Source organism: Terriglobia bacterium, from assembly GCA_020072565.1.
Lineage (GTDB): Bacteria > Acidobacteriota > UBA6911 > UBA6911 > UBA6911 > JAFNAG01.
Genome location: JAIQGI010000068.1, coordinates 1 through 23,971 on the forward strand (window position 1 = coordinate 1; position 23,971 = coordinate 23,971).

The 23,971-nt window shown below is 56.2% G+C and carries 18 protein-coding genes; 8 read left to right on the forward strand and 10 right to left on the reverse strand.

Annotated features, from left to right (window positions below; translation table 11 throughout):
• The 6 genes from LAP85_26450 to LAP85_26475 form a co-directional block, all read right to left on the reverse strand.
• On the reverse strand, positions 1 to 99 hold a 99-nt coding region (locus LAP85_26450; GenBank protein MBZ5499954.1), incomplete at its 3' end, for a Y4bD/Y4pK family protein.
• A 615-nt stretch (positions 100 to 714) separates the two neighbouring features.
• Positions 715 to 1,077, reverse strand: a complete 363-nt coding sequence (locus LAP85_26455) for an HNH endonuclease (protein MBZ5499955.1) — start codon at positions 1,075 to 1,077, stop codon at positions 715 to 717.
• Positions 1,077 to 1,463, reverse strand: coding sequence for a hypothetical protein (locus LAP85_26460; GenBank protein ID MBZ5499956.1), 387 nt, complete (start codon positions 1,461 to 1,463; stop codon positions 1,077 to 1,079). Before LAP85_26460 ends, LAP85_26455 begins: the two co-directional genes overlap by 1 nt.
• A 12-nt stretch (positions 1,464 to 1,475) precedes the next feature.
• Positions 1,476 to 1,670, reverse strand: coding sequence for a hypothetical protein (locus tag LAP85_26465; GenBank protein MBZ5499957.1), 195 nt, complete (start codon positions 1,668 to 1,670; stop codon positions 1,476 to 1,478).
• Between the two features lie 253 nt (positions 1,671 to 1,923).
• Positions 1,924 to 2,232, reverse strand: coding sequence for a hypothetical protein (locus tag LAP85_26470; protein MBZ5499958.1), 309 nt, complete (start codon positions 2,230 to 2,232; stop codon positions 1,924 to 1,926).
• 205 nt (positions 2,233 to 2,437) lie between these two features.
• Complete coding sequence (locus LAP85_26475) at positions 2,438 to 2,968, reverse strand: hypothetical protein (protein ID MBZ5499959.1); 531 nt, start codon at positions 2,966 to 2,968, stop codon at positions 2,438 to 2,440.
• 396 nt (positions 2,969 to 3,364) lie between these two features.
• Between LAP85_26475 and LAP85_26480 the strand changes: the two genes are divergently transcribed.
• The 3 genes from LAP85_26480 to LAP85_26490 all read left to right on the forward strand — a co-directional run bounded on the left by LAP85_26480 (position 3,365) and on the right by LAP85_26490 (position 5,524).
• Positions 3,365 to 3,886, forward strand: coding sequence for a hypothetical protein (locus LAP85_26480; GenBank protein MBZ5499960.1), 522 nt, complete (start codon positions 3,365 to 3,367; stop codon positions 3,884 to 3,886).
• A gap of 63 nt (positions 3,887 to 3,949) precedes the next feature.
• Positions 3,950 to 4,855: a hypothetical protein gene (locus tag LAP85_26485; protein MBZ5499961.1), complete on the forward strand. Its 906-nt coding sequence runs from the start codon at positions 3,950 to 3,952 to the stop codon at positions 4,853 to 4,855.
• Positions 4,856 to 4,942: 87 nt separating this feature from the next.
• Positions 4,943 to 5,524 carry a hypothetical protein gene (locus tag LAP85_26490; GenBank protein ID MBZ5499962.1) on the forward strand — a complete coding sequence of 194 codons (582 nt, stop codon included), beginning with the start codon at positions 4,943 to 4,945 and terminating at the stop codon, positions 5,522 to 5,524.
• An 86-nt stretch (positions 5,525 to 5,610) separates the two neighbouring features.
• Here the strand turns inward: LAP85_26490 and LAP85_26495 are convergent, their stop codons facing one another.
• The 3 genes from LAP85_26495 to LAP85_26505 form a co-directional block, all read right to left on the reverse strand.
• Entirely contained in the window at positions 5,611 to 6,303 is a 693-nt protein-coding gene (locus LAP85_26495; protein ID MBZ5499963.1) for a hypothetical protein, read from the reverse strand.
• Between the two features lie 78 nt (positions 6,304 to 6,381).
• Positions 6,382 to 8,166, reverse strand: coding sequence for a VWA domain-containing protein (locus LAP85_26500; GenBank protein MBZ5499964.1), 1,785 nt, complete (start codon positions 8,164 to 8,166; stop codon positions 6,382 to 6,384).
• Between the two features lie 41 nt (positions 8,167 to 8,207).
• Positions 8,208 to 9,974: a VWA domain-containing protein gene (locus LAP85_26505; protein ID MBZ5499965.1), complete on the reverse strand. Its 1,767-nt coding sequence runs from the start codon at positions 9,972 to 9,974 to the stop codon at positions 8,208 to 8,210.
• A 654-nt stretch (positions 9,975 to 10,628) separates the two neighbouring features.
• Here LAP85_26505 and LAP85_26510 point away from each other — a divergent pair.
• Positions 10,629 to 11,183, forward strand: a complete 555-nt coding sequence (locus LAP85_26510; GenBank protein ID MBZ5499966.1) for an ester cyclase — start codon at positions 10,629 to 10,631, stop codon at positions 11,181 to 11,183.
• 38 nt (positions 11,184 to 11,221) lie between these two features.
• On the opposite strand, the gene LAP85_26515 is transcribed toward LAP85_26510, so the two are convergent.
• Entirely contained in the window at positions 11,222 to 13,822 is a 2,601-nt protein-coding gene (locus LAP85_26515) for a serine/threonine-protein kinase (protein ID MBZ5499967.1), read from the reverse strand.
• A gap of 546 nt (positions 13,823 to 14,368) precedes the next feature.
• On the opposite strand from LAP85_26515, the gene LAP85_26520 reads away from it, so the two are divergent.
• The 4 genes from LAP85_26520 (at position 14,369) to LAP85_26535 (ending at position 23,883) form a co-directional block, all read left to right on the forward strand.
• Positions 14,369 to 15,400: a proline iminopeptidase-family hydrolase gene (locus LAP85_26520; protein MBZ5499968.1), complete on the forward strand. Its 1,032-nt coding sequence runs from the start codon at positions 14,369 to 14,371 to the stop codon at positions 15,398 to 15,400.
• 430 nt (positions 15,401 to 15,830) lie between these two features.
• Positions 15,831 to 18,494 carry a protein kinase gene (locus tag LAP85_26525; GenBank protein ID MBZ5499969.1) on the forward strand — a complete coding sequence of 888 codons (2,664 nt, stop codon included), beginning with the start codon at positions 15,831 to 15,833 and terminating at the stop codon, positions 18,492 to 18,494.
• Between the two features lie 26 nt (positions 18,495 to 18,520).
• Positions 18,521 to 21,232 carry a protein kinase gene (locus tag LAP85_26530; protein MBZ5499970.1) on the forward strand — a complete coding sequence of 904 codons (2,712 nt, stop codon included), beginning with the start codon at positions 18,521 to 18,523 and terminating at the stop codon, positions 21,230 to 21,232.
• A 32-nt stretch (positions 21,233 to 21,264) separates the two neighbouring features.
• On the forward strand, positions 21,265 to 23,883 hold the full coding sequence (locus tag LAP85_26535; protein ID MBZ5499971.1) for a serine/threonine-protein kinase: 2,619 nt from the start codon (positions 21,265 to 21,267) through the stop codon (positions 23,881 to 23,883).
• Positions 23,884 to 23,971 lie beyond the last annotated feature (88 nt).

Here is a 23,971-nt window from a genome sequence, read left to right on the forward strand (position 1 = left end):
GAGCAGGTCATCGCCCCATCCGATCCGCCGCTCGACGCAGTCGATCTCTTGTCCGAATAGGGGGTGAAAGGGGTGCGTAATCCGGATAGGCGAAGTCATCTCTCCGGCGCGACATGCAGTTGGTCGATTGGTCGAACACCCGTTTCATAAGAGTAGCCCAGGAGTAGTTTCTCGGTTGACCGCCTCGCTTCTTCCCGGTCTTTTCTGGATCGGTTGCCGGAACCTCGACTCCGGATTGACAGCCCGGATGCCGCGGCAGGCTTGATCCTTCTGCTTCCGGAATCACTCGGGGCCTCAGGCTCGCAGCCGGCGCAAAAATGCCGCATACCAGAGGTGTCCCAAAAATGTGCTCATACCAGAGGTGTCCCAAAAATGTGCCGTCCTGAATCTCTGCTTTGAGTTATGATGGCACCCAGCTAGCAAAAAGGGCCGAATTGGGCCTGGTTTACATATTGCAAAATCCCTAGTTTTGCGTTAGGCTAGATTGCAAACACGTTAGGGGAAGATGACATGGATCTCCTTAACCTTTTGCTTATGCTTGTCGTTGAAATGGCGATGTTGGTCCCAACGGCTATTATCGCTTCCGCTAAAAACAGAAATGTGCGGACGTGGCTGATTTTGGGAATATTTTTCAATCCTATACCTTTAATCATAATTGCTCTCTTGCCAAAGTTGCCGCATTCTCACAAAATGGAACTGCGATCCTCCCTATAACTAAGTATGTTTTTCAACGCGCGCCCGGTCTTTAGGCGTCAGCTCTGGCAAATTTTTTTTGTTCCACCAGTGCATTGGATCGACAGGTAATCCTGTCTTTGGATCCACTCCCTTGACTGGTACGCGATCCCGCCCCAAGCGCTCAACGTAGTATGTCTTTCTGCTATGGCACTCGTGGCAGGCCGAACGCAGGTTCTCCCATGCATAGGCATCCCCGCCTGCATTGATTGCAACCTCGTGGTCAACCTCAGTCGCTGGCTGTCGATGGTTGGTTGGACAGTATTCACACAAAGGATCACGAGCCAGCTTCGTCTTGCGCAGGCGCTTCCATGATGCCGTGTTATAGAACGGATCCCTGGGCATTAGTTTCTCCCAGGACGACGAACGCCCAGCTTGACCATGGCGTGGAAAGCCTCCCGGAATCCCTCAGCGTCCTTCGGTCGAACCAGGTAGAGAATGTCCCCGCCTTGCTCAAGCGTATACGCGACCGCGCCTATCATCGCAGACAGGCCCTCCCGCAGCACATCGGCGGACACTCGGGATTTGGGAAAAGCCGCAATCATGATCGGTACAGCACCGAAAGTGCTGCTTGCGCACCTGAAATGCTTGCTCTCGCACCAGGTCTCTATGATGTCAGCAATAAACTTGGCCGTTGCCGGGGACTGTTCGGCAACTACAATCCAATGTTGTCCGCCGTTCACGTAACCGGCTATTTCCTCGGCAATGTCATTCAAGTCCGCATGATCCATGTCCCGCTCCTTTCAGTTGTATTTCATCCCCTCGATAATGACCGGCCACGCCTTCCCGTAGCTGGCCAGATACCTCCAGAATCGCCCTTCCGCATCCTCGAAGACAATAGCCTTATCCGTTTCCCAGATGACGCGGTCCACCTTGTGACCGTCCAGAATCCGGCCCTTATCCTTTAGTGCTTCGCGTGCCAGGTCCAGGTATCCCATGATAGTTAGCCTTGCGAGATAAGAGAGAAAAGCGAGAAAAGCCCCCCTTATCCTGGGCTCAGCTTTTAAAAAGAGTTTTTGAGATTGACGTTTTAAAATGTCCCCGTTGCGGCGGCCGCATGCGCATCCTTGCAGCGATCAATCCGCCCGAAGCCATCCATAGGATTCTTGATTGCCTGGGCCTGCCGACGAGACCCCCGCCAATTGCAGCAGCATCGACCGCCGCCCCCTACTTCTCCTGATCCGGAGGCTGCTAACGGGAACGGCCGAAGGAGGGCGAGAAGATCAGGCAGCTTATCCTTCCTATGTGCCGAACAACATTTGGGTGCTGTATCTGGTGCAGTAGCTTAATTTCGCGGACAAAATTGGAGAAAAGCTGTTGTCTGTTACTCTCCGAAAAGGGCAGGTACTTCTTGCATACGAAGTTCTCGTCTATTTGATCGTCGTGAAGCAACACGGTCTTGCCACAAGCGCCCCGACCAAGTTCGCGTACGAGGCGGTAATCCCGTTTTCTGAGAAATTCGATTATTGTGTCTTTGGGAATAGCATTTTGCTGCGACATTTCTCGATCCTGAGATCTTGGTTGAGCTTCTGAGATTTCCGGTTTTGCGTAAGAAAGTCAAATTGCAGCAACATTCTAGCACGAACTAAGCAAGTCGAACGTTCTGATGAACCATCTTTGTAAAAAAGTGTTCCCTGATCAGGGCAGGCCTGTCGAGGGCTCAAGCCCTGCCCCGAGGCTCCAGGAGCATGCAACGGTCCGTGCATTATTTAGATTGTACCAAACAGCGTCCGGAGCGGTCAATGAACGGGACTTTATTGTCCTCTCCAAGAAAGGTCTCCGAGAATCGGCCCGTCGATCTTTGTATGGTCAGGTTGTAATGGATGGTCTTGCTTTCGCTGTTGGTGTACTGGAAGTCTTGGATACTGATTTGAGATGCGTCGATAACAAGTACCCGCTGTTTGGATTCGTTAGCTCGCTTGAAGTTGGTGCGGTCGGATTCGAAAGTATCTCCTCCCCAAGATTCAGAAAAGTGGTGCCAGGTCCCGGCAAAGACAAAGTTCGGTACGGTCCTTCCATCTGGAATCCCTTTGTTGAATGCAGACGTATAGCCATTTCCCTGCGCCGTTGCATCGTCACCAATTACGAGCTGTTTCAGATTCTTGTCCCAACGAGTATTGAGGTAGGACGGCTTGTTAAAGCTAACCAAGAAAAACTCGTCCACACCTGGCCTGAAGCAGACATATGTTGCGTTTGTTGCGTTAGAGAGCGAGCTTTCGAGGTTTTTGTCGTGCACTCTCTTTAGTTCCAAATAGGATTCACACGCCACCTTCGCCTTTGGGTCTGGGCAGACGAAAGGGTTCACATCTGCAGTAATCGGCGTTGGCTTGGGTTGTGCCTGGGATGCGGGGGGCTGTTGGCCATGCGCTACTCGGCACGGGAGGGTTGAAAGCAGCAATAGTACGACAGCTATCGAGGTCGCCTTCATCTTAATAGATACCGAGTTAGTGATGTTACTCCAGAACAAGATGAAAAGACACTAATTTATGGTGAAGGCCGCATACCAGAGGTGTCCCAAAAATGTGCTCATACCAGAGGTGTCCCAAAAATGTGCCGTCCTGAATCTCTGCTTTGAGTTATGATGGCACCCAGCTAGCAAAAAGGGCCGAATTGGGCCTGGTTTACATATTGCATGGGAACGGCCGAAGGAGGGCGAGAAGATCAGGCAGCTTATCCTTCCTATGTGCCCATACGTTCTGACTTGTCGAATTTTGTCACCAGCTATGACGAGATCATCAAGGATGGCCTGATAGGCGGGACCCTGACAACCGCTTGGGCCTTGCTTGATTTCGCGGGAAGGCGACCCAGGTTGGAGTACAACGGACTCAAAAAGCGTGGCGCCAAGGAGTACCACGAGTTGCGATACCTGGCGCGGAAACGGGGCGGCGACGGCCGGATGCGTGTGCTCATGTATTTCGAACCGCAGACATTCCGCCATGTCCAGACGGAATACTACCGGGCAGTTTTCCCCACTCAGAGCAACACACTTACGGAGGAGTTCTCCGATTTCGTCGTTGTCGATGGCCTGACCTTGCCACGCACCTACAAGTGGCGTTTCACCCTCGGGAACAGTGTCATGTGCGATCGGAGCGTGACGTTTGAGCGGACCCAGCACAACCAGCAGTTGGATCCGAAAACGTTCGTTACAAAGTAGATGTTTGTTCGACAATTTCACTGGCTGGGAGAATCGTGGACGCCTCAGACTTTAGGGGGAGGTATGACAGCCCAATACATCTTGTCCAGAGGAACCGCCGGGTTGGGCGCACTCATTCTTGTTATGTCAGTTGTTCCTGGGAACACGGACGCCACACAGAAGATGAAGCCCTCAGAATTGGTGGGAAGGCACCTGGCATCGATCGGCACTCCTGAAGCACGCGCCGCAGTTCGCAACCGCGCCGCAAGTGGAGCGGCGACCGTGCTTCTGACGCCGGCCCCGAAAATCCAGAACACGATTTTGGTGCCGCCTAAGCAGGACAATCGCACTGAAGCTGGAGCCTCGGCTGATCAAAAGCGCAGCGGGAACGCGGTCTTTATTTCTGCAGGAGAATCGGTCCGACTTAGCTTGAACTTCTCCGCATCAGATTATGGGGGAGAGGACCTTGCGTACGACGGCAAAAAGTTGCGGCCTCATGTTTATGGTCGGCTGTCGGTTCCAGTTGAACTTATCAGCGAAGGACTATTGGGTGGAACGCTGACGACGACGTGGGCGCTGCTCGATCATACGAAAAGGCGGCCCCGGCTGGAGTACAGAGGGCTCAAGAAGCTGGCAGGCCGGGAGTACCACGAACTGCAATACTTGTTCCGGAAGGATTACGGCAACAGGCACGTGGTCGATATTCGCGCGCTCATGTATTTCGATCCGCAGACCTTCCGTCATATAAAAACAGAATGCAGGATTCTTGATGTAGCTGGGAGCGGTAAGGGTACGAGCATGCGAACACACACACTCACGGAGGAGTTCGCCGATTTCTCCGTGGCCGACGGGCTGACCTTGCCGCGTATCTACAAATTGCGCTATTCCAGCGAGAGCAATCGTCACACAACCACGACCGAATGGAATGTGACGTTCTCAGAAATCCGGCATAACCAGCAGCTGGATAGGAATGCTTTCGTCTTGAAGTAAGTGATAACGGACAGAGAATTCAGACACCACCGTTGTGCTGACTTCGTTTGCTCAAGAAGCGGACGACAAACAAGAGAGGTATGGAAAATGAATAAGCATCCATTCGTTCTATTTTGCGCGATATTGGTCTTGCTGAGCCCAACGTTTGCTCAGACCGGTTGCGGCAGCACCGAGAAGAAGTCCCTGGCGACAACAGCCACGACCGCTAGCAGCCTGGGCACGGCCCCGAGCGAGCGTCCCACCCATAGGGTCGTTTACACGAAGGCAAGTTTTGGTGCCACGATCACCAGCAGCGTCCTGACAATCGACGATATGCCCGATCACAAGCTCGTGCAGTCTTTTCGGATTGACGCCGGACGCACCACCGATCCTGACTTCGTCATCACGCAAGAGCATGCTTACATACAGGGCGATGAGCGGCCCGGTCAAACACGGTACAGCGGCTATGCCACCTACCTGATGCAGGGGGGCGACAAGGTGTTCATCCGCTGGGAATCCGACAAGGCTCCGCAGGCACCGAGCACCGGCGAACAATCTCCTATCGAGTCTGGAACCATTGTGATCATCGGCGGTACCGGGCGCTATCAGAAGATTCAGGGTCGCGGTGTGTATCGCGTATACGCCAAGGGTCCAGTGGTTGAAGAGAACGTCCTTGATATAAATTGGTAAGGAGCGTTTGGAGCTTTGCCCACTGACCGCATTTCATTCTAGCCGTCTTCACAAGCCTTTGGATGGCAGATTTTGTGGCCTGTCCATCAAATCTCCAATCCACCCTTGACCCTCATTTCCTTTAGATTGAAAATGAATCGGTGATCATCCCAATCAATTTTTATGAAGAGGGTCACTTCCTTGTCATTTTCATTCACGATGGCTATGCCATTGATTTGCCGTGCAAATTGCATGATGAGAGCATCACCCCAACCCTGGTTCATTACAATATTTGAAAGAGGAATCTTTCCAGCGCTTTTTGTCGACAGATAGGCGCTTTTCCTGAAGCTGGCAAATTCCTCCGCGCCGCCCTTTGCCCAATTCCCCCTGGCCTGAGGCAGATCGGTCACGAGCACTTCCACGAACCGAGGATCGCGATTGAGGATCTCATCGATCCGGGCTTTGAGCGCATTTGGATTTCTCAGCACCAGCTGACGCGCCGTGGCTTCACGAATGGGCTTGGCAAACCAGTTGATGATTATCCGAGCCTCCGGTACCCAATACCCACCCTCATAACGAGCGTTGCCTTTCACGCCGACAAGGCGACCCGTATGGTACCCCTCGTGCCTATGAGTTCGGGTCCAAGGAGAATCCTTGAGGAGAAGCTTTTCCGCCTCTTTGACAGTCCACTGCGTATAAGGTTTTGTCTCCCAAAAATCCTTCGGTCCCGCGCCGGTTGGACCGACCAGCAGCAGACAGGAGGTGGCCAAAATGCAACATCCAAGCAAGCATGTTTTCATTTAAGCCTCCGCAATGGCTCGCAAGTATTGGAATTTCAGGACCTGACAGCGAGGTTTATTGTCCCCTGCTTTACGTTACTACCGAACGGCGATCCTGCGATAACCCGAACGTGCACGAATCGTGACATCCTCCCTGTCAACGGCGACACGTATCTGATGGTACGCACCATCGTTCTTCGGATCCGCCGGATAATAATAAAGCGTGTATTGCCGGCGCAGCTCCTGGGCGATTTCCCTGAAAGCCTCATTGAGGCTGGGAATGGTTTCCGCATGAAAGAGCCGGCCGCCACTGCCGCTGCTGAGACTCTGTAAAAAGCGATTCGCCTCGTCGTATGCAGTTGCATCTTCTTCGGTTTTTCCTAACACCCGGCGATACTCGCGGGGCACAGGCTTGGTTTGTACCTGCGTGTCATATCGGATAACGTGGACCGCAACATTGGATTGTTCGATCCGGGAAAGGGCTGCAGCCGCATTCATGAACCGGCTTTCGGTATCGACCCCGTCAGTGAAAAGCAAGATCGCCTTGCGCCCCGGAAGCCGGTCCAACGATTCTCCCATGACCATGTGCAGGGCATCGAATAATCTTGTGCCGCCGCTGGTTCGGGTCTGCAGAATCGCCCGCTGCAGCTGCATACGGTCCGAGGCCAATTCGGAATCGAGATAAATCCGGCGGTTAAAAGAAACCACCATGAGCCGATCTTCAGGAGCCAGCGCGCAAAGAAAGGTCAAGGCTGCATTCTGAATTTCCTCGATCTTGAATCGCGTGCTCCCCGAGGTATCCATCATCAGGGTCACGTTAATTGGCTCCGATCCGGCAATTACCCTGTCAATCGTCTGTTCCACATCATCTTCAAATAAATGAAAATCGCCCGGCTTCAGGTCGGCAAGGGTTTTTCCGCTGCGGTCGGTTGCGACCACCGGGACGGTGACAAGAGCAACATCCACCCGGATTGCCTTATCTCCGGTGGTAGTGGCGGATACTCCATCGCGGGCTTTTGCGGCGACCGCTGAGCCCTCCGGTGGGACGGCAACGGATCGTGAAGGCGGGAACCAGGAGGCACAAACAAAGGGCAGCCAGTCATCCATACTCTTGCCCTTGAGGAATTGCTTGACCAGGGCCTCAGGCGTAGCAGGGACGAACTGCTGCGTCGACTTGAGCTGCTGCCAAGCCACCCATCCACTCCAAAGCGGCTCCTTTAGAAGCGCAGCCGCATCACCCGGATTCTTCCGATATACCTCTCCAGGCACAGCTAAAGCCAGAATGGCTTCAAGGAAATTTGCGTCCTTTCCCCCTGAATCCCCCCAGAAGGAATAATAGTTGTTCGTATTATTGCCTTGATAACGTCGATAAACCGTTAACGGGGCATAAATGCCCTCAGCCAGGAAGATAATGTCCGCCTGCTCCGGTGCCTCGACGATTTGTATCTTCTTCTCCTTGCGTAACTCCTTCACGATCTGCGCTTTGAGAGTCTCGTCGATCCAGCCTGATTGGCCCAGCTCCGGTGTCGAACCCGCGAATTGGCGCCAGTCATATTCCAGCATCCTGCGATCGGGGGAGAATGACATCGATGCCGGTATAAAATGAAGTTCGATATAATTGGGCGCGAATGGAGGTGGAATAAATATGGTGTATAGACCCTCCGGGCTACGCGTGATCATTCTCTCTCGCTCAGGCCTCACCGTCAGCCGTTTGGCCACGGTGGGCTCGACGCCCGGCGGGGGACACAAGGTAAACAGGCTTCCATCGCGAACGGCGACGACGCACACCGATTGTTTGCCCTGCGCCACGCCTGGCTGATCCCCCTGAACCAGAAGGACGACAAAACTGATAAGAGCCAGAGAACCAATCGCTCGTCGTGGCATGCTGAGTTGGCTCCTTTCGATCCCAGCAGATTGGCTATGCCTCACCGTACCTGAAGCACTGTGGTTCCGATCCGATCGCCATTCATGTCAAATACCACCACTTTGAGCATCATCTGCGGTGCAATCGATGGAATCAATGTAGAGAAAGGAATGGCCGATGCCATCATGCGCTCATAGGTATCTTCCTGAAGATTCAAGTCCAGGGTTTTGACGTCTTCTCCCTGATTTCTTTCATCCTTGTCTGCATAAAAAACCGCGATCCGCAACTTCGCACTGTGGCGACCGTCGATCTTTATGAACTTGACGCTTGGAGGATCGATTTCGAGATCAACCTTGATCTGCAAAATACCCGATGTATCGGTGATCCTGGTGGCGGAGGCTTCGAAGACCACCGCGTCCAATGCCAAATCGGATGTCCCGGCATCCCGAATTCGCTTCTTCGCCAGCTGCTCACGACGGTCGAAGGGCTCCGTGATTTCGCGGGCATAATAGCCGTTGCGATAATATGCCTTGATTCCCGGCCGATTCACCTTGACCTCTATCTGCCGATATTTCCCATCCCATCGGTCATTTTTCGGGTAATAGCCAAGCAGGTATTCAAACCTCGTGGTTTCGTTCGTGCGGTCCAGGGCCGTCTTCAAATCCTCGTAAACCGCGGCGCGGCCGCCGGTCTGTTCAGAAATATCCCTCACGGCTGCGATCATGCCTGCCTCGGCCTGCTTCCCAACCTGGAATTTCGGCTGCCCTGCATTCAGGTTCTTGGCGATTTCGGCTTTCGATCCCCGGAGAACGCCATCGAGCCCTCCGGTCTGGAAAAAGTTGATTGCCACCCGAGCATCCGCGGCAAAGCGGGCGATCTGCGCGTTGTACTTCCTGTCGCCATATGGAAACAGGAGCCCGAATTCGGTCAGGAAAAGCAGGTGCTTCTCCCCTTCCTCATTGCGGATGTGCTCCACGCAGGTAAAAATGTTCGCCATGTCTTCGACGGACCCGGTGGCTTCGCGCACGAATACATCGTTCGGCAGCCCCAGCCTGACAGCCGTAGCCTCAAATCCTTCCAATGCACTCGCCACGACCGCGGAGCTGATTCCAGCGATGGCTTCCGGCAATCCGGCTGAACTTGCGAGGTCCGCTGAAATGTCGGCCTGCACATTGGGGGTAAATCTCGCGCGATCGAGAGAACTGGCGACAGATTCCGGCATTTGAATAGGCGGGATCTCCCTTGAAGGCAAGGATCCAAAAGCTTCGAAGAGTTTCCCGATTTCGGCTTTCAGGAATGGCGACGAATGAACCGTCCGATAGAAAACCTGCGGCGCCTTGCCGATGAGAGCCCCGTAATAGATCGCGGCAAATGTGCGAATTTGCTCCTCGCGCCAGATTTGAATGGCTTCGCTATGGTCCCGGTAGCGCTCGAGAATCCGCGCCACCTGCTCACGATCCGTGGTGAAATCAGTGACCCGATTATAGGCGAACAGCGCGACCCGATCCTGAGGCAGCAGCCTGGTGCGCACGAACGGGATCAGGGCATCCAATGCCTTGAACGGAGTCTGATGAATCCCATGTCCCATCAGGATCAGGAAGGTACGTGACGTGTGCTGTGCGAGTCTCGGGGCGGGGGATGGTGATTGTGGAGGCCGTTGCGCTTGAGGGTCCGCGGTTGACCGGCCTGACTGATAAATGTCTCCGGTCAGGTTTTGAATGGCAAAATGCTGAACATCCTGCTCGCGCCCGTCTTCAAAAATCCGAAAGTCCTCGCGTTTCAAACCCGTCACCGGTTTCCCCAGCGCATCGGTAACGATAACATCCACAGGCACCATCCGGACCTGAACCCGAATGCTCTGTCCTGCAACTGCCGGCCGATCCTGTGCCTGATACCAAGGCGGCGAGGCACGATCAGGGAATGATTGCACAGATAGGCTGAAACCCAAACCAGCGCAGAGGGCAGCCAGAAAGCTATAAGGCAAGATCCGCGGCAATCCCATTTTGCATCCCCCTTGTTTCCCTGGGGACTTTCGAAACAGGCAGCCTGACTCGCAACCACGGAGAAGCGTCGGAACCCATCCTTCAAAACCAGGTTTGAACACCGGATGTGTCGCCAGTTCGGCTACAACGCGAACTGCACTCGGGATTCAATCCATTATATTGCGTCAAATATTTTTTTTGCTTAACTTTTTGCTTTTGAATGACTTGTTCCTGGATTTGCGCGAGGGGCTTGGGAAGGAGACGGACCACGCTAATTGTCCAATTCTGGAAAAGTTCACCCTTGTGAAATCCGTGCTAAATGGGGTTGGCTGCATTTCTGCGCCTTTTTTTTACGATGTAAGGAGAGTTTTCTGGATCCGCGACAGTCTGTTCTGGACGTTATTGAAACGATAGCAGCCGACCTCCCACTCGAACCTGTGCTATATTCGCCCAATCAGCGTAAGCGAATTCCAGTTTTCCCCTGCCTGAATGGAGGTTCTATGAACCGACGCCTGATCGCCCTCGCCGTCCTCATCACAGCGATCCCAATGCTGGGATGCGGGCGGAATGATGCGGCCCGCACCGATGCCCGGCAATCCGCCGTCAGTCAAGATGCGGCACAGGCCAAGGCTGCGCTGACTGCTTATATCGTGGACTTCTGGACTCGCGGCGACACGACCGCGCTCGCCCGGGCGCTGTCGCCGAAAATGGTCTACAACTACAACGGTGGGACTTTGCCCGGCGCACCCGCAGATCACCTCAAGTACCTGAACGATTTCAGACGAGCTTTCCCCGACCTCGTCGGCACGATCGACCAATTCACCTTTGCCGATGGAATCGGCGGGGCTGTAACCACGTGGAGCGGCACGCACGCCGGCGAACTCGCCGGCATCCCTGCCACCGGCAACAAGCCGATTCCGCCTACCGGCCGGAAACTGTCGTGGCCGGTTAACTACGTTTTCCGCATCGAGGGTGGGAAGATCGTCGAACTCTGGGAGGCATGGGACGAAGCCAATACCTACCTCAAGCTAACTACCTCGCCACGAGGGAAATAGAAGCACGCCCGCGTCAAGTGCCGGCAGCGGGACGGGACTTACTTCAGACCTTCAACCAAATATAGGTCAGTCAGGTACCGTCCCACCGAATAGACGACTGCCTTCCCATCGGGCGTCATGACACAAATAGGGCGGTACCACATACCCGCTGCATCCGGGGGCTCAATTTGCTTGATGGTCGTCATGACTCCCGTCGCGAGATCGTACCGGAGAATTAGAGCGCCCTTTCGATCGGGTGAATCGCGGACAACGAAAAGTGCGCGACCATCGCTGCTCCAGCCGATTGGACAATCCGTTTCGCCCAAGTTTTGCAGCGAAGCGGGAGCGCCATCCTCAAGCGGAGTTATATTGGGTAACCCTTCGGCCTGTACTGCGGTGAATCGCTTTTGGTCCGGCGACACGCGAAGACCGTGCTCAGCGATGAAAGAGGGGACGAGCGCTTTGATGCGTCGCGGAGCGCCCCCCGCCACATCCTGAACATAACAAGCCGGCGCTTGCCCGCCCTCCTCAGCGACAAGAAGCAACTTTTTGTTATCCGGGAACCAGCCGCCCGTGAGATATCGGAATCCTGCGCTTGTCAGATTTCGGGCCTCTCCCACGCCGGTCGGGAGCAGGATGAGCTGGGTTGGCTCTGATTTGACAATCGATAACACCCATTTGGTGTCGGGCGAGAGTTGAACTCCAGCCCCCTGACCGAGAGACACGCATGTTGGATCGTCGACGTGCCTGACACCAACTTCATAGTTCGGCCCTGAGCCCTCATCATAACGTGTAAACAGTACGGTTTTTCCGTCTGCGGATACGTCCTGAAGTCCCCCGTTTGAAAGCCACGAGATGTTGCGTTGGCGGGATTCACCGGGCCCGAGTAAGTAGACATCGACTCGATTCGTGGTGGCGGTGACCAATACCCTTCCATCCGGGAATGTATCGAGAATACTCAAGTCAGCAGGAACGGACCAGATTTGCCTCAGAATGCGTTCACGTGTGACTCCCATTAGCTCGTTCCGTCCGCCGGTGCTGGCGGCAAACCAGATCTCCTTGCCATCGGGTGACCAGGCCAGCCCTTCTTCTGCAGCCCATTCTGCGGTCAGGCGCTGCTTCCTACCGTCAATCGTCACGATCGCGACGAAACCGCGATTGTCGCCGAGTACTGGATGATCGAGATACGCAACCACATCCCCTGCCGGCGAAACACGGGCGTGGCTGATATATCCGGTTGTCACAGTCTCTTTCAGGACCGTTCCTATCGGAAACTCGATTTGATCTCTCCCGTCCACGCGCCTCACAATGGCAGGTCCGCTGCCATCGGGAAACCAGTCGGCCGATCTAACATGCTCGAGAATCGGGCGGGACGATCCACCTACGATCGGTGCATATGCAAGCGTTCCTTCAAACATCCACGCCACATTCCGTCGGTCGAGGGAAATCGCCATTTGGCCATTAGCGGAAATGGCGAGAACATCGGCATTGGGAAACGGGAGATCGTTCGACTGCGGATCGCCGAGGCGGGTCTGAAAAACACGATACGGCAAACCATTCCAAGATGCGCCATAAATTACCGTCTTGCCGTCAGGAGTAAACCGCGCGTTTCTCACTGTGCCGCGATCAAACGTCAACCGCGTCAAGCGCGGCGACGATAAAGGAGCGGAGCGCGGGATCATGAACCAACCGATGCCGATGCCTGCCGAAATGAAGACCAATGCTCCAATTGCGGCAAGCACGAGATTTTTGCTTTTTCGTGGCACCTTGACCGGGCCAGCAATCGGAGCCATGGGGCCGCCGCCTCCGCCCGAGATCGCCTCGAGCGCGAAGGCCAGGTCGCGGGCGGACTGGAAGCGTTCGTCCGGGCTCTTCTCCAGGCAACGCCGCACGATCCGGTCCAGGGCAGGCGGCAGCGAGGCGTTCGCGCGCATCAGCTCCGGCGGGTCCTCCTTGAGAATCGCGTTCAGCGTCTCGACGGCCGACGGTCCCGAGAATGCCCGCTGCCCGGAGAGCAGTTCATAGAGAATGGCGCCCAGCGCGAAGATGTCGGCGCGCGCATCCACTGTCTGGCCGCGCACCTGCTCCGGCGCCATGTACCCAACGGTGCCGAGCACTGCCCCCGGCGCCGTCACGCTCTTCGTCGGCGCAAACGATTGTCCGGCCCCGGCCATTTCGGGGTCATGTACCTTTGCCAGTCCAAAGTCGAGGATCTTCACCCGGCCGTCTTTGGTAACGAAGGCGTTTTCCGGCTTCAGGTCGCGGTGAGTGATCCCCCGCGCGTGGGCAGCGGCAAGACCCGCGGCAATCTGCAATGCGAAGTCGAGCGCCTTGCGCACCGGCAGCGCACCCTCGGCGAGCGCCCCGCGCAGCGACTGGCCCTCGAGCAGTTCCATCACGGCGTATGGCGTCTTCCCCTCAACGCCGAAATCAAAGATGGCGAGGATGTTCGGATGCGACAACGACGCGACCGCCTGCGCCTCTCGCTGGAAGCGGCTGAGCGCCGCCGGATCGGCCGCAAGCGTCTCGGGGACGACCTTGATAGCGACCTCGCGATTGAGTTTCGAGTCGTGTGCGCGGTAAACTTCACCCATGCCTCCCGCGCCGAGCGTGCCGGTGATCTCGTAAGGTCCCAGCTTCGTTCCCGAGGGTAAACTCATTCCGCCTCCCGATTGCTGCAGGCACAAATGCCGAAACCGATTCGCGGTGGAGCTCGCGTTCCTGTGATGCCGAGCAGGTGTATTTGCGATTCTATTGAAATTCCAATGATTCTTCAATCATCGCATATTTTGGAGTCTGAATCTTTTGAACTTGAATACGAGCTCCATATCTGAGACCGAGGGCAGAATCAATGAAGTACAGTTAGCAGGCATATGCCCACAGAAGCGCGGAAATATTCCTTATTGAGTGCATGCATCCTGTTTTACAATCCGGTTCGTGATCGACCTCAGTTCCGGCGGCGTTGCAGACGGGATGAAGTTGAAATGAAGCCTCAGACTGCTGCGGCAGGCCATCTCTCGGAACTGACCTCCGATCCCAGGAATCGCAGCCGGTTCAAATTGTTGGCTAAAGGCCTATTTTCCGATGGCGGCACAATGCGGCAATGCCTGTCCATGTCTCAAAAATCCGCTGGAGCCGCGGATGATTATTCCGACGCACTCAAGCTAAAACAGCCGAAGCTCGGGCTGGATATAAAAGGAGGTTGTATGAAGCAGCATCCTTGGTACGCTCTCATCGTGTGTGGAACTCTCTGTGCCATGACGGCATGTTCCTCGCCAACGGCAAAGGCTCCAAATGCGGCGTCGTCGGGAGGCCAGACTGCCGGCATTTATGAGATGCAGGAGGGATTTGTCGATGCCCGCGGCGTGCTGATTTACTACAAGTCGATCGGCAGCGGGACGCCACTGATGATTCTGCACGGCGGACCGGGAGCTGCGCATGATTACTTCCTGCCTTACCTTTTGCCGCTGGCGAGAGAGAATCGATTGATCTTCCTCGATGAGCGTGGCTCCGGGCGGTCCGAGAAGCTCGAAGATGCCTCGGCCTACACGGTGGAGAATATGGTCGAAGATACAGAGGCTGTGCGCCAGGCTCTGCAACTGGGCAGCATCGCTTTGCTCGGTCATTCGTGCGGAGGTGTCCTCGCGCAGGCCTATGCGCTCAAGTACTCTCAGAATCTGACTCATCTGGTCCTGTGCAGCACGTTCCACAGTACTCGCAAGGTGAATGATATGTTTCGTCGCATGATCGCGAACATGGCTCCTGAGCTGCGCCAGCGGATTGAAAAGATGGAAAAGGCCGGCCTCTTCGGCCACGGGAAGGAGTACGAAAAGCGCCGCTACACCTCCGATTATATGATGGCCGCATGGGGAGAGGGCTATTTCCCTTATCTCTACCAGAATCGGCCCGATCCGAACTACGACCCAGCCGCCTCAGGCGGCATGGACTGGGACGTGTATCGGGAAATGTGGGGTGTTCACGGCGAGTTTGTGATTGACGGCAACATGAAGTCGGTGGAGTATGCCGACCGGCTTTCCTCCATCAAAGTGCCAACGCTGATCACTGTTGGCGACCACGACGAATTCCCATCCTCGTTCTCGGAGGAGATAAACAAGGCGATCGCGGGGTCCAAGTTATTGATTCTGCCCAAGAGCGGGCACATGACATTCGTCGACCAACCCAACATGTTCAATCGCGCCATCAATGAATTTCTGCACCCCACGACCGAAAAGAAGTAGAAGTTGCCCGCGCGGGCTAAGGGGAGTAACGACGATAATGATTTAATGAGGCGATATTGGGTCAATTGGATCACCCGCGAAACTGTGCCCGCATCGCTTAGTGCCCACAGCATGAACATCTGAAACGTCATAGCACAGGGTGACCGTCGATGTAAGCTCTTCACCCTGTCGCTGTTTCAGTTCGCCACGACAATCGCAAACCGATGAACGACCTGGTTCCGGCCAGCCTGCCTTGAATGCCCCCATGAAAATCTCCTTCGGATGTCCGTCATGATCCCGCTCGCCTTGCCATTTGAATGCAATCTCGTGGTTCTTGATCAGCTCACGTAATGTTACGGATTCATCTTCCTCGGGCCTCCCATCCGACTTATAATGGCGCAATTCCAGTTGTTGTCATTGCAGTGGGCGTATCCCCTTCGCGGAGGCTCCCATGCCCGAGATCAGCCAGACCATTTCGCACTATACGATTGTTGAGAAGCTCGGCGCCGGGGGAATGGGGGAAGTCTACAAGGCGCGCGACACGCGGCTGGACCGCACGGTGGCGCTCAAGGTCCTCAAGTCCGCGGCTGCTCCCTCAGCGGATCTGCGGTCGCGTTTCGAGCGTGAGGCGAAGGCGATCGCCGCGCTCAACCATCCTCACATCTGCACACTCTTCGATGTCGGCCGGGAGGGTGATACTGATTTCCTCGTCATGGAGTATTGCGAAGGCGAAACGCTAGCCCAGCGCCTCGCGAAAGGACCGCTGCCGTTGGAACAGGTTTTGCGATACGGCACGGAAATCGCCGGCGCGCTCGACAAGGCGCACCGGGCGGGCATCGTGCACCGGGATCTGAAGCCGGGTAACATCATGATCACCAAAAGCGGCGTGAAGCTCCTGGATTTCGGCCTGGCCAAGCTGCGGCAGCCGGCCCCCGCCACAAATGGGCTATTGACCCAGGCGACCGCGCCGGAGCCATTGACGGCAGCGGGAACGATCCTGGGCACGCTCCACTACATGTCGCCGGAACAGCTGGAAGGCAAAGATACCGACGCACGCGCGGATATCTTCGCTCTCGGCACCGTGCTCTACGAGATGGTGACCGGCAGGAAAGCGTTTGAAGGCTCGAGTGCGGCGAGCGTGGTCTCAGCAGTGATGAGCGCCGCTCCTAAAGCAATCGCGAGCCTGCAGCCGTTGACTCCGCCCGCGCTCGAGCACATCGTGACAACCTGCTTGGCCAAAGATCCGGAAGATCGCCGGCAGAGCGCGGCAGATGTTGCACGCGATCTGCGCTGGATTTCAGAGCGGCCGGCAGAGCCGGCGCCCCAGACCATTCCGATAGCGCCACGCCGCGCCTTCGGCACCATGATCTGGGCAGCTGCTTTTGTGATTGTTGCGTTTTTGGCCGGAGGACTTATTTCCCGCTTCATATTGAAACCCCCGCTGCCACCGATGGAGCCGCAACATTTCACGATGAAACTTCCAGCTGATGCCCCCCTGGCCCGGCCCGAGGATCTTCCCGGCGGATTGGATATACCCTCGCTGGCGATTTCTTCCGATGGCAGGCGCTTTGCCTATGTGGCGGTCAATGACGGAGATCGACGGCTCTATGTCAGGCAAATCGACGAGGCCCATTTCCGGCAATTGAAGGGAACTGAGGGTGCAACCAATCCATTCTTCAAGCCTGATGGGGAATGGCTGGGATTTCACAGCTCAGGCAAACTCAAAAAAGTGGCATTCAGCGGGAGCTCCTTGTCGGATATATGCGATACCACGGCTGGTTTCCTTGGAGCAAGCTGGAATCGTGATGGATCGATTATCTTCTGCACTGAAAACGGCCGTCTCTTCCAGGTGCGTGAGGGGGAAGACCCGATACGCCTTTTCGACCCCAAATTGCCGAATGATGCGATCAGCTTTCCCCGCACGCAGACGGACGCCAAAACAGTACTTGCAGCGGGTCGTTATTCTTTCGGCTCCAAACTTCTCGACACGGCCTCCGGGGTTGTGCAGACCATCTTTGGCGCCGGGAGCAGTCCATCAATAACACCAAGCGGCCACTTGCTGGCTGCCGGACAAGGAGTTCTTCTCGCCGCACCGTTTGATGCCAAAAACAGCCGATCCGGTGACCATAGGACAGTGCTGGATGATTTAAGAACCACGTCTCTCTGGGGAGCGCAATATGCACTCTCTGACACCGGGACGCTGCTCTATGCGCCCGGAGGCGCGGCGGACGAAGGCAAACTGGTGAAAGTGGATCGAGATGGAAACGTGCAGGACCTTGGCGTGCGGCCCGGAGTTTTTCAACATGTCTCAATGGATCGAGACGGAAATCGTGTCGCGGTCTCAATGCAAGAGGGTGGGAAAATGCATGTGTTCGTTATCCACCTGCAGCGGCCTGATCTGTTGAATCCGCTCACCTCGGATGGAACGATCAATGCCGGCCCTATTTGGAGCCCACAAGGCGACAAAATTGTTTTTTATTCCGATCGTGAGTCAGCGTCGAGCCTGTGGGTTCAGGCGGCAGACGGCGGCGCTGGGGCAGATCGGATTCTGGAAGTGGGTCGGTGGTGTTTGCCATCGTACTGGTCTCGCGATGGGTCCCTTATCTTCGGTGGATACGGTATCAAGTCCAATTGGATTCTTAATAGCCTGGCAATGGGCAGCAAATCACAATCCCATGTCCTGTGGGATGACGGAAGCTTTGTGTTTTGGGGCTTTTTATCCCCCAATATGCGGTGGTTGCTGTACACAGTCGACAAATCGGGAATCAGTCAAATATTCATCAGGCCCTGGCCAAACATGTCATCGCCGGGGATTCAGATTTCGACGCAGGGGGGATCGGATCCTCTGTGGAGCATTGATGGGAGGGAGGTTTTTTATCGCAACAGAGACCAGCATATGAGGGTGACATTGCCCGATTCATTGGATTCCTGGTTTCCCCAACCCGTACCGATGTTCAAGAAGAACTATCTGAATGTTATTGGCAAGCCATGGGACGTCATGGACAAGCAGCACTTCATCATGATCCAGCCGACCCATCCTGATCCGCCGAAAACCGAACTGTATCTCATCCAGAATTGGTTCGAGGAACTCAAGCGCCTGGTGCCAATCAAGTAGCCTGACAGAGCACGCCGGAGGGTAACATGCCCGAGATCGGCCACACTATTTCGCATTACCGGATCATCGAAAAGCTGGGGCAAGGAGGTATGGGCGAGGTCTTCCTGGCTCACGACACCGACCTTGATCGAAAGGTCGCGCTCAAGTTCTTACCCGATATTTTCTCCGGCGATCCCGAGAGGCTGGCGCGCTTCGAGCGCGAGGCCAAGCTGCTGGCATCGCTGAATCATCCGAATATCGCCACGATCTACGGCCTGGAGCTGGCGGACGGAAAGCGCTTCCTTGCCATGGAGCTTGTGGAAGGAGAAACGCTGGCGGAACGCATCGGCAAGGGCCCGCTGCCGGTGGAGGAAACTATTGCAGTCTGCCGGCAGATTGCCGAGGGCTTGGAAGCCGCCCATGAAAGAGGCGTCATCCACCGCGACCTGAAGCCGGCCAATGTCAAGATCACTCCGGAAGGAAAAGCAAAGATCCTGGACTTCGGCCTGGCCAAGGCGTTTCAGGGCGAGCCGTCCGCAGCGGACGCATCCAAATCGCCCACGCTCACGGATCAGATGACGCGCCCAGGTGTGATTCTGGGAACCGCAGCCTATATGGCGCCAGAGCAGGCCAAGGGAAAAGCAGTGGACAAGCGCGCGGACATCTGGGCCTTTGGCTGTGTGCTGTATGAGTGCCTGACCGGAAAGAAGGCGTTTCAGGGTGACACAATCACCGAGACGGTGGCTGCGATTCTGAAGAGCGAACCGGACTGGACACTGATCCTTGCCGAGACTTCTTTTTCGGTTCGGGCTGTCCTGAGGCGATGTCTGCAGAAAGATCCGAGCCTGCGTCTCAGAGACATTGGTGATGCGCGAATGGAGATGCAGGATGTCGCACCCGGAGGTTCCGAAATCCACTCAGTGGTTGCCTCTACTCCTGGACGCTGGCGGTTGTTCCCCTGGATTGTCACTTTTTTGGCGTTGTTCGTTGCGTTCGCATTCGCGATTAGGAGCGTAAGACAGCCTGAGAGAATAGCATTCCCGGTCAGACGCTTTGTCATTTCCCTGCCGGAACCGCTTACTGACCACTGGAGACCCAATTTGGCTCTGTCTCCGGATGGCACACAGCTCGCCTATGGCGCCGGCTTCGGCCGTGTAAACGCACATCTCTATCATCGGAGTCTCAATGAGTTGGAGTTCAAGCCCATTTCGGGTACCGAGGGAGGGCATAGCCCTTTCTTTTCTCTCGATGGAAAATGGATAGGATTTTTCACCGAAGGCCGGTTGAAGAAAGTGCCGGTTGCTGGCGGACCGGTGGTGAATCTCGCGGAGATTGGCGACTCATATCCCTCGGGCGGAATCTATGAAAAAGATGAATCCATCCTATTTCAGCTCGGGTGGAGTGCCGGTATCGCACGAATAAGTGCATTGGCCACAGGGACAATGCCGCAGACTCTGTTTACGCCCGACCGTAAACAGAACGAGCGCGGTCTGCTCTGGCCGCAACGTCTGCCCGGAGATGACCTGGTCTTATTCACTTCCTACGCAGGCAACAGTGCTTCGAAGAATGACGCGCGAGTGGTTATCGGCCATCTCGACGATCAGTCCAAAAGGACGGTGCTTGCGGGCGGCACCTATGCTCGCTACCTACCCACTGGACACCTCCTCTATGGCTATGACGGCAAATTGATGGCGGCGCCGTTGGACTTGGCAAATCCGAAGAGAGCAGAAAATGCTGTACCCGTCTTAGAGGGGATCTTGATGAACACAGCCTCGGGTACTCCACAATTCACCGTCTCCGACACGGGAGACCTTGTTTATATCCCGGGAAGCACAAATATTGAGCGGGACAGTTTTGTGTTGGTCGATCGAAATGCGACGCGAGAGGCAATCGACCCTCCCGGTAACAAGAATGAAAGCCGATTCATGTCATGCCCCAACATCTCGCCAGACGGATTGCGCATTGCCGTTCATATGCCTAAATCGAATGACGACATTCATATCTATGACTTTTCCCGTGGATCCCTGACCCGTGCCACTTTTGAGGACGGAGATGAGATGGCCCCCGTCTGGACTCCTGACAGCACCAAGATAGCCTATACATCGGATTCCGGACCCATTCCCCAGATGTTCCTCAAAAGCATCAACGGCAGCAGCCCACCGGAGCCAATTTTTGAAGGAAAATATCCTCGCTATCCCTGCTCATTTTCTCCCGACGGGAAGATGCTTGCCTTTGAGGAGAATCATCCGAAGACGGGGTGGGATATCTGGGCCGGCATCACCGGCGGCAAAGAGGATCCAAGGCCGTTTCTGCGGACGGAGCATTCAGAATCATCTCCGGCATTCTCTCCTGACGGTCAGTGGATGGCCTATCAATCTGACAAATCCGGACAGATGCAGGTTTACGTGACGAGCTTTCCGGACCGAAGAGACGAAAAACAAATCTCGCTGGATGGTGGAACAGAGCCAAGGTGGAACCCAATCGGCAACGAACTCTTCTATCTCAACGATAATCGGTTTATGGCTGTGGCGATTTCCTTCAAGCCCATTTTCCGGGCCGCTAAGCCCACGGTCCTGTTTACGACCGACGAGAACTTTTGGCGCAGGGATGTACTCTTGCTGACCAGCTATTCGGTCATGCCCGATGGGCAGAAGTTCGTGTTCATCAAACAGACCCAGGTGAATCCTGCCAACCAATGCATCTTCATCCAAAATTGGTTCGAGGAACTTAAGAGCAAAGTCCCCGCCGGAAGGAAATAGATGCGCTCGAATCGCCAAAGAGGTGGATTCTCATGATCGGAAAAACGCTCGGCCATTATCGGATCGTCGAGAAGATCGGCGCGGGAGGCATGGGAGAAGTGTACCGAGCCAGCGACGCACGACTCGATCGGGACGTCGCCATCAAGGTGCTGCCTTCTCATCTGGCCGAGGATGCGGCGGCACTGGCGCGCTTCGAGCGCGAGGGCAAAGCAATCGCCGCGCTATCGCACCCCAACATCCTGGGCATTTTCGATGTCGGCAGCGAAGGCGGGATTGCATACGCAGTCACGGAGCTGCTCGAAGGGGAGACGCTAAGGGCGCGTTTGGCGGACGGGGCGCTGCCGGTGCGCAAGGCCGTCGATTATGCGGCGCAGATTGCCCAAGGACTGGCGGCTGCGCACGACAAAGGGATCACTCACCGCGACCTGAAGCCCGAGAACGTGTTTGTGACTGCCGATGAGCGGGTCAAGATCCTCGACTTCGGGCTCGCAAAGCAGGCGCTGCCCGCGGCTGCCGACAATGCCGCGGATTCCCCCACCATGGGAACGCTGACGAATCCAGGGATTGTAATGGGCACGGTTGCCTATATGGCTCCGGAGCAGGCGCGCGGCCAGGCGGTGGATCACCGGGCCGACCTTTTCTCTTTCGGTGCGGTGCTCTATGAGATGCTGACCGGCCGGCCGGCGTTCCGGCGCGACACCGCGACCGATACCATGGTGGCCATTCTGAAGGAGGATCCGTCGGAACTGGCGACTCTCGACCCGAAGATCCCCCCGGCACTCGCGCGCCTGGTCCAGCACTGCCTGGAAAAGAATCCGGCAACGCGCTATCAGTCGGCGCGCGACATCGCGTTTGCGCTGGAATCGTTGTCAGGCTCGGGCGCGGCAACGGCGACTGCGACCGCTCAGAGACAAGCGCGGCCGTGGGCCGTGCGGTGGGGGCTGGCGGCGGCTGCCGGTCTTTTGCTCGTATGGCTAGGTTTCGCCGCACGGGGCTACTGGACATCACGTCCGTCCGGCCTGCCGGTCGCATGGGAGGGCGAGCTGCTCAGCGGCCCGACAGCCGGGTTGAACCTCCGCGTGTCGCCAAATGGTCAGGAGGTAGCGTTTGCGGCACTCAGCGGCAAACAGACTCAGGTTGCTCTAATGAAGCTCGCGTCGGGCGACTGGAGATTTCTCACGAGTGACACTGCGCGCGGCAATGTCCAGGAATTCGCATGGTCGCCGGACAGCGCGCGATTGTACTTCGATCGCTACAATGCCGGTCAGGCGAGCATCTTCTCGATGTCCCCGCTGGGCGGACAGGAAACGCTGTATGTTCAGGATGCGTTCTCTCCACGTTCCCTTCCCGACGGAAGCCTACTGGTGGGGGGCTGGAACGACAGTGGGCAACAGCAAATCTATCAGTCTTGGCCTGAAGGAGATCGAAGCAAACCGCTCGATGCGTTCGGAGCGGCGGGCGGCGGGGGGATCGCGTTCCGCACAATTCCTAATCGCAAGGCAGCCGTGTTTTTCGGAAAGCCGAAGGGTGATTCGTCGGCACCGAACCAGCTGCACGTCATCGATCTTGAATCTGGCGCCAGCCGCGCGCTCGCACCAGGCGTCGCGATCCCACCGCGGCCATGGTTGTTTCCGCTCGCGGTTTCGCCCGACGGTGCCTGGGTCCTCTTCGACCTGCCCGCCGGCGATCTGCACCAAATCGTGGCTGTGCGCTCCGATGGTTCCCCAGGAGTACACTCCCTCCTCACGCTCACGGGTGAACCGCTCGGGCTCGACGTCGGATCTGACTGGAGCTTGTTCGTCGAGCAAATCCACCAGCCGACGGAGATCCGGTGGTACTCACAAGCAGGCGCACCGGCGGCGAGCCAGCGGATTCCCGACTCGGCCCATTACTATCCTGTGCTGCCCATCGATCGTGAGCGGGTCCTCGTAACGGTGCGGTCGGCCGGAAAGACACGCGTCATGGTAGTAGCGCAGGGCAAGGCCCCGGCCCCGTTTGTCGACACTGAGGATGACGCGAAATTCGTCGCCACACTCGGTCCGGACCGGATCATCCTGATCCTTGAATCCGGCGCCAGGAGTCGCGTTGCCATCGCTGCGATGGCGACCGGCCGGATTATCATACCGGACATCGGCATCGACGCCGCTAAAGTGGAGTCGCTGGCAGGATCGCCGGACGGCACGACGGTGTTTTATGCGGCTGACAATGTTGTATGGAAGAAAAACACCAACGGTGGTCAGGCTCAACAAGTCCGGCCTGGTAACAGCGTTGCCGTGGATCCTGGTGGTGAATACCTGATCGTAAAGCTGCGAGAACGGAGGAGTACCCTCCTGTTCCGCGTGCCGCTGCCTGTGGGAGCTGGCAAGGACCAGGAGATTCGCATTGATGGAAGCGACTTACGACTCGTCGAGGATTGGCAATCGCCGAAGGCCATCGGCGCCCTCGGCCGTTTGCTGGTGCGCGTCGCTTCGCCGGCCAGCTGGTACTACCCGGCCGCTGTCCTCGATCCGCAAACCGGACGCCTGGAACCGGTCGACCGGGCGTTTGATCGCGACATGGTCGGCGCGGCCTGGAGCGACGATGGCCGGATCGTAACGCAGGCCACGAGCTTCGAGTCGACCCTGTGGCGATTCCGGCCGCGGTGGAAATAGGAATCAACGAAGTTCAGGGGTGTCCGATGACGCAAAGGTGCTATTTGGCTTTTTGTTTGCGAATTTCACAAGGTGGAATTTCCCTAGA

What these genes read in the sequence shown, in the direction of transcription:
- LAP85_26455 (MBZ5499955.1), bottom strand. Translation starts at nt 1,077, where the DNA reads ATGCCCAGGGATCCGTTCTATAACACGGCATCATGGAAGCGCCTGCGC.
- LAP85_26460 (MBZ5499956.1), bottom strand. Translation starts at nt 1,463, where the DNA reads ATGGATCATGCGGACTTGAATGACATTGCCGAGGAAATAGCCGGTTAC.
- LAP85_26465 (MBZ5499957.1), bottom strand. Translation starts at nt 1,670, where the DNA reads ATGGGATACCTGGACCTGGCACGCGAAGCACTAAAGGATAAGGGCCGG.
- LAP85_26470 (MBZ5499958.1), bottom strand. Translation starts at nt 2,232, where the DNA reads ATGTCGCAGCAAAATGCTATTCCCAAAGACACAATAATCGAATTTCTC.
- LAP85_26480 (MBZ5499960.1), top strand. Translation starts at nt 3,365, where the DNA reads ATGGGAACGGCCGAAGGAGGGCGAGAAGATCAGGCAGCTTATCCTTCC.
- LAP85_26485 (MBZ5499961.1), top strand. Translation starts at nt 3,950, where the DNA reads ATGACAGCCCAATACATCTTGTCCAGAGGAACCGCCGGGTTGGGCGCA.
- LAP85_26490 (MBZ5499962.1), top strand. Translation starts at nt 4,943, where the DNA reads ATGAATAAGCATCCATTCGTTCTATTTTGCGCGATATTGGTCTTGCTG.
- LAP85_26495 (MBZ5499963.1), bottom strand. Translation starts at nt 6,303, where the DNA reads ATGAAAACATGCTTGCTTGGATGTTGCATTTTGGCCACCTCCTGTCTG.
- LAP85_26500 (MBZ5499964.1), bottom strand. Translation starts at nt 8,166, where the DNA reads ATGCCACGACGAGCGATTGGTTCTCTGGCTCTTATCAGTTTTGTCGTC.
- LAP85_26510 (MBZ5499966.1), top strand. Translation starts at nt 10,629, where the DNA reads ATGAACCGACGCCTGATCGCCCTCGCCGTCCTCATCACAGCGATCCCA.
- LAP85_26515 (MBZ5499967.1), bottom strand. Translation starts at nt 13,822, where the DNA reads ATGAGTTTACCCTCGGGAACGAAGCTGGGACCTTACGAGATCACCGGC.
- LAP85_26520 (MBZ5499968.1), top strand. Translation starts at nt 14,369, where the DNA reads ATGAAGCAGCATCCTTGGTACGCTCTCATCGTGTGTGGAACTCTCTGT.
- LAP85_26525 (MBZ5499969.1), top strand. Translation starts at nt 15,831, where the DNA reads ATGCCCGAGATCAGCCAGACCATTTCGCACTATACGATTGTTGAGAAG.
- LAP85_26530 (MBZ5499970.1), top strand. Translation starts at nt 18,521, where the DNA reads ATGCCCGAGATCGGCCACACTATTTCGCATTACCGGATCATCGAAAAG.
- LAP85_26535 (MBZ5499971.1), top strand. Translation starts at nt 21,265, where the DNA reads ATGATCGGAAAAACGCTCGGCCATTATCGGATCGTCGAGAAGATCGGC.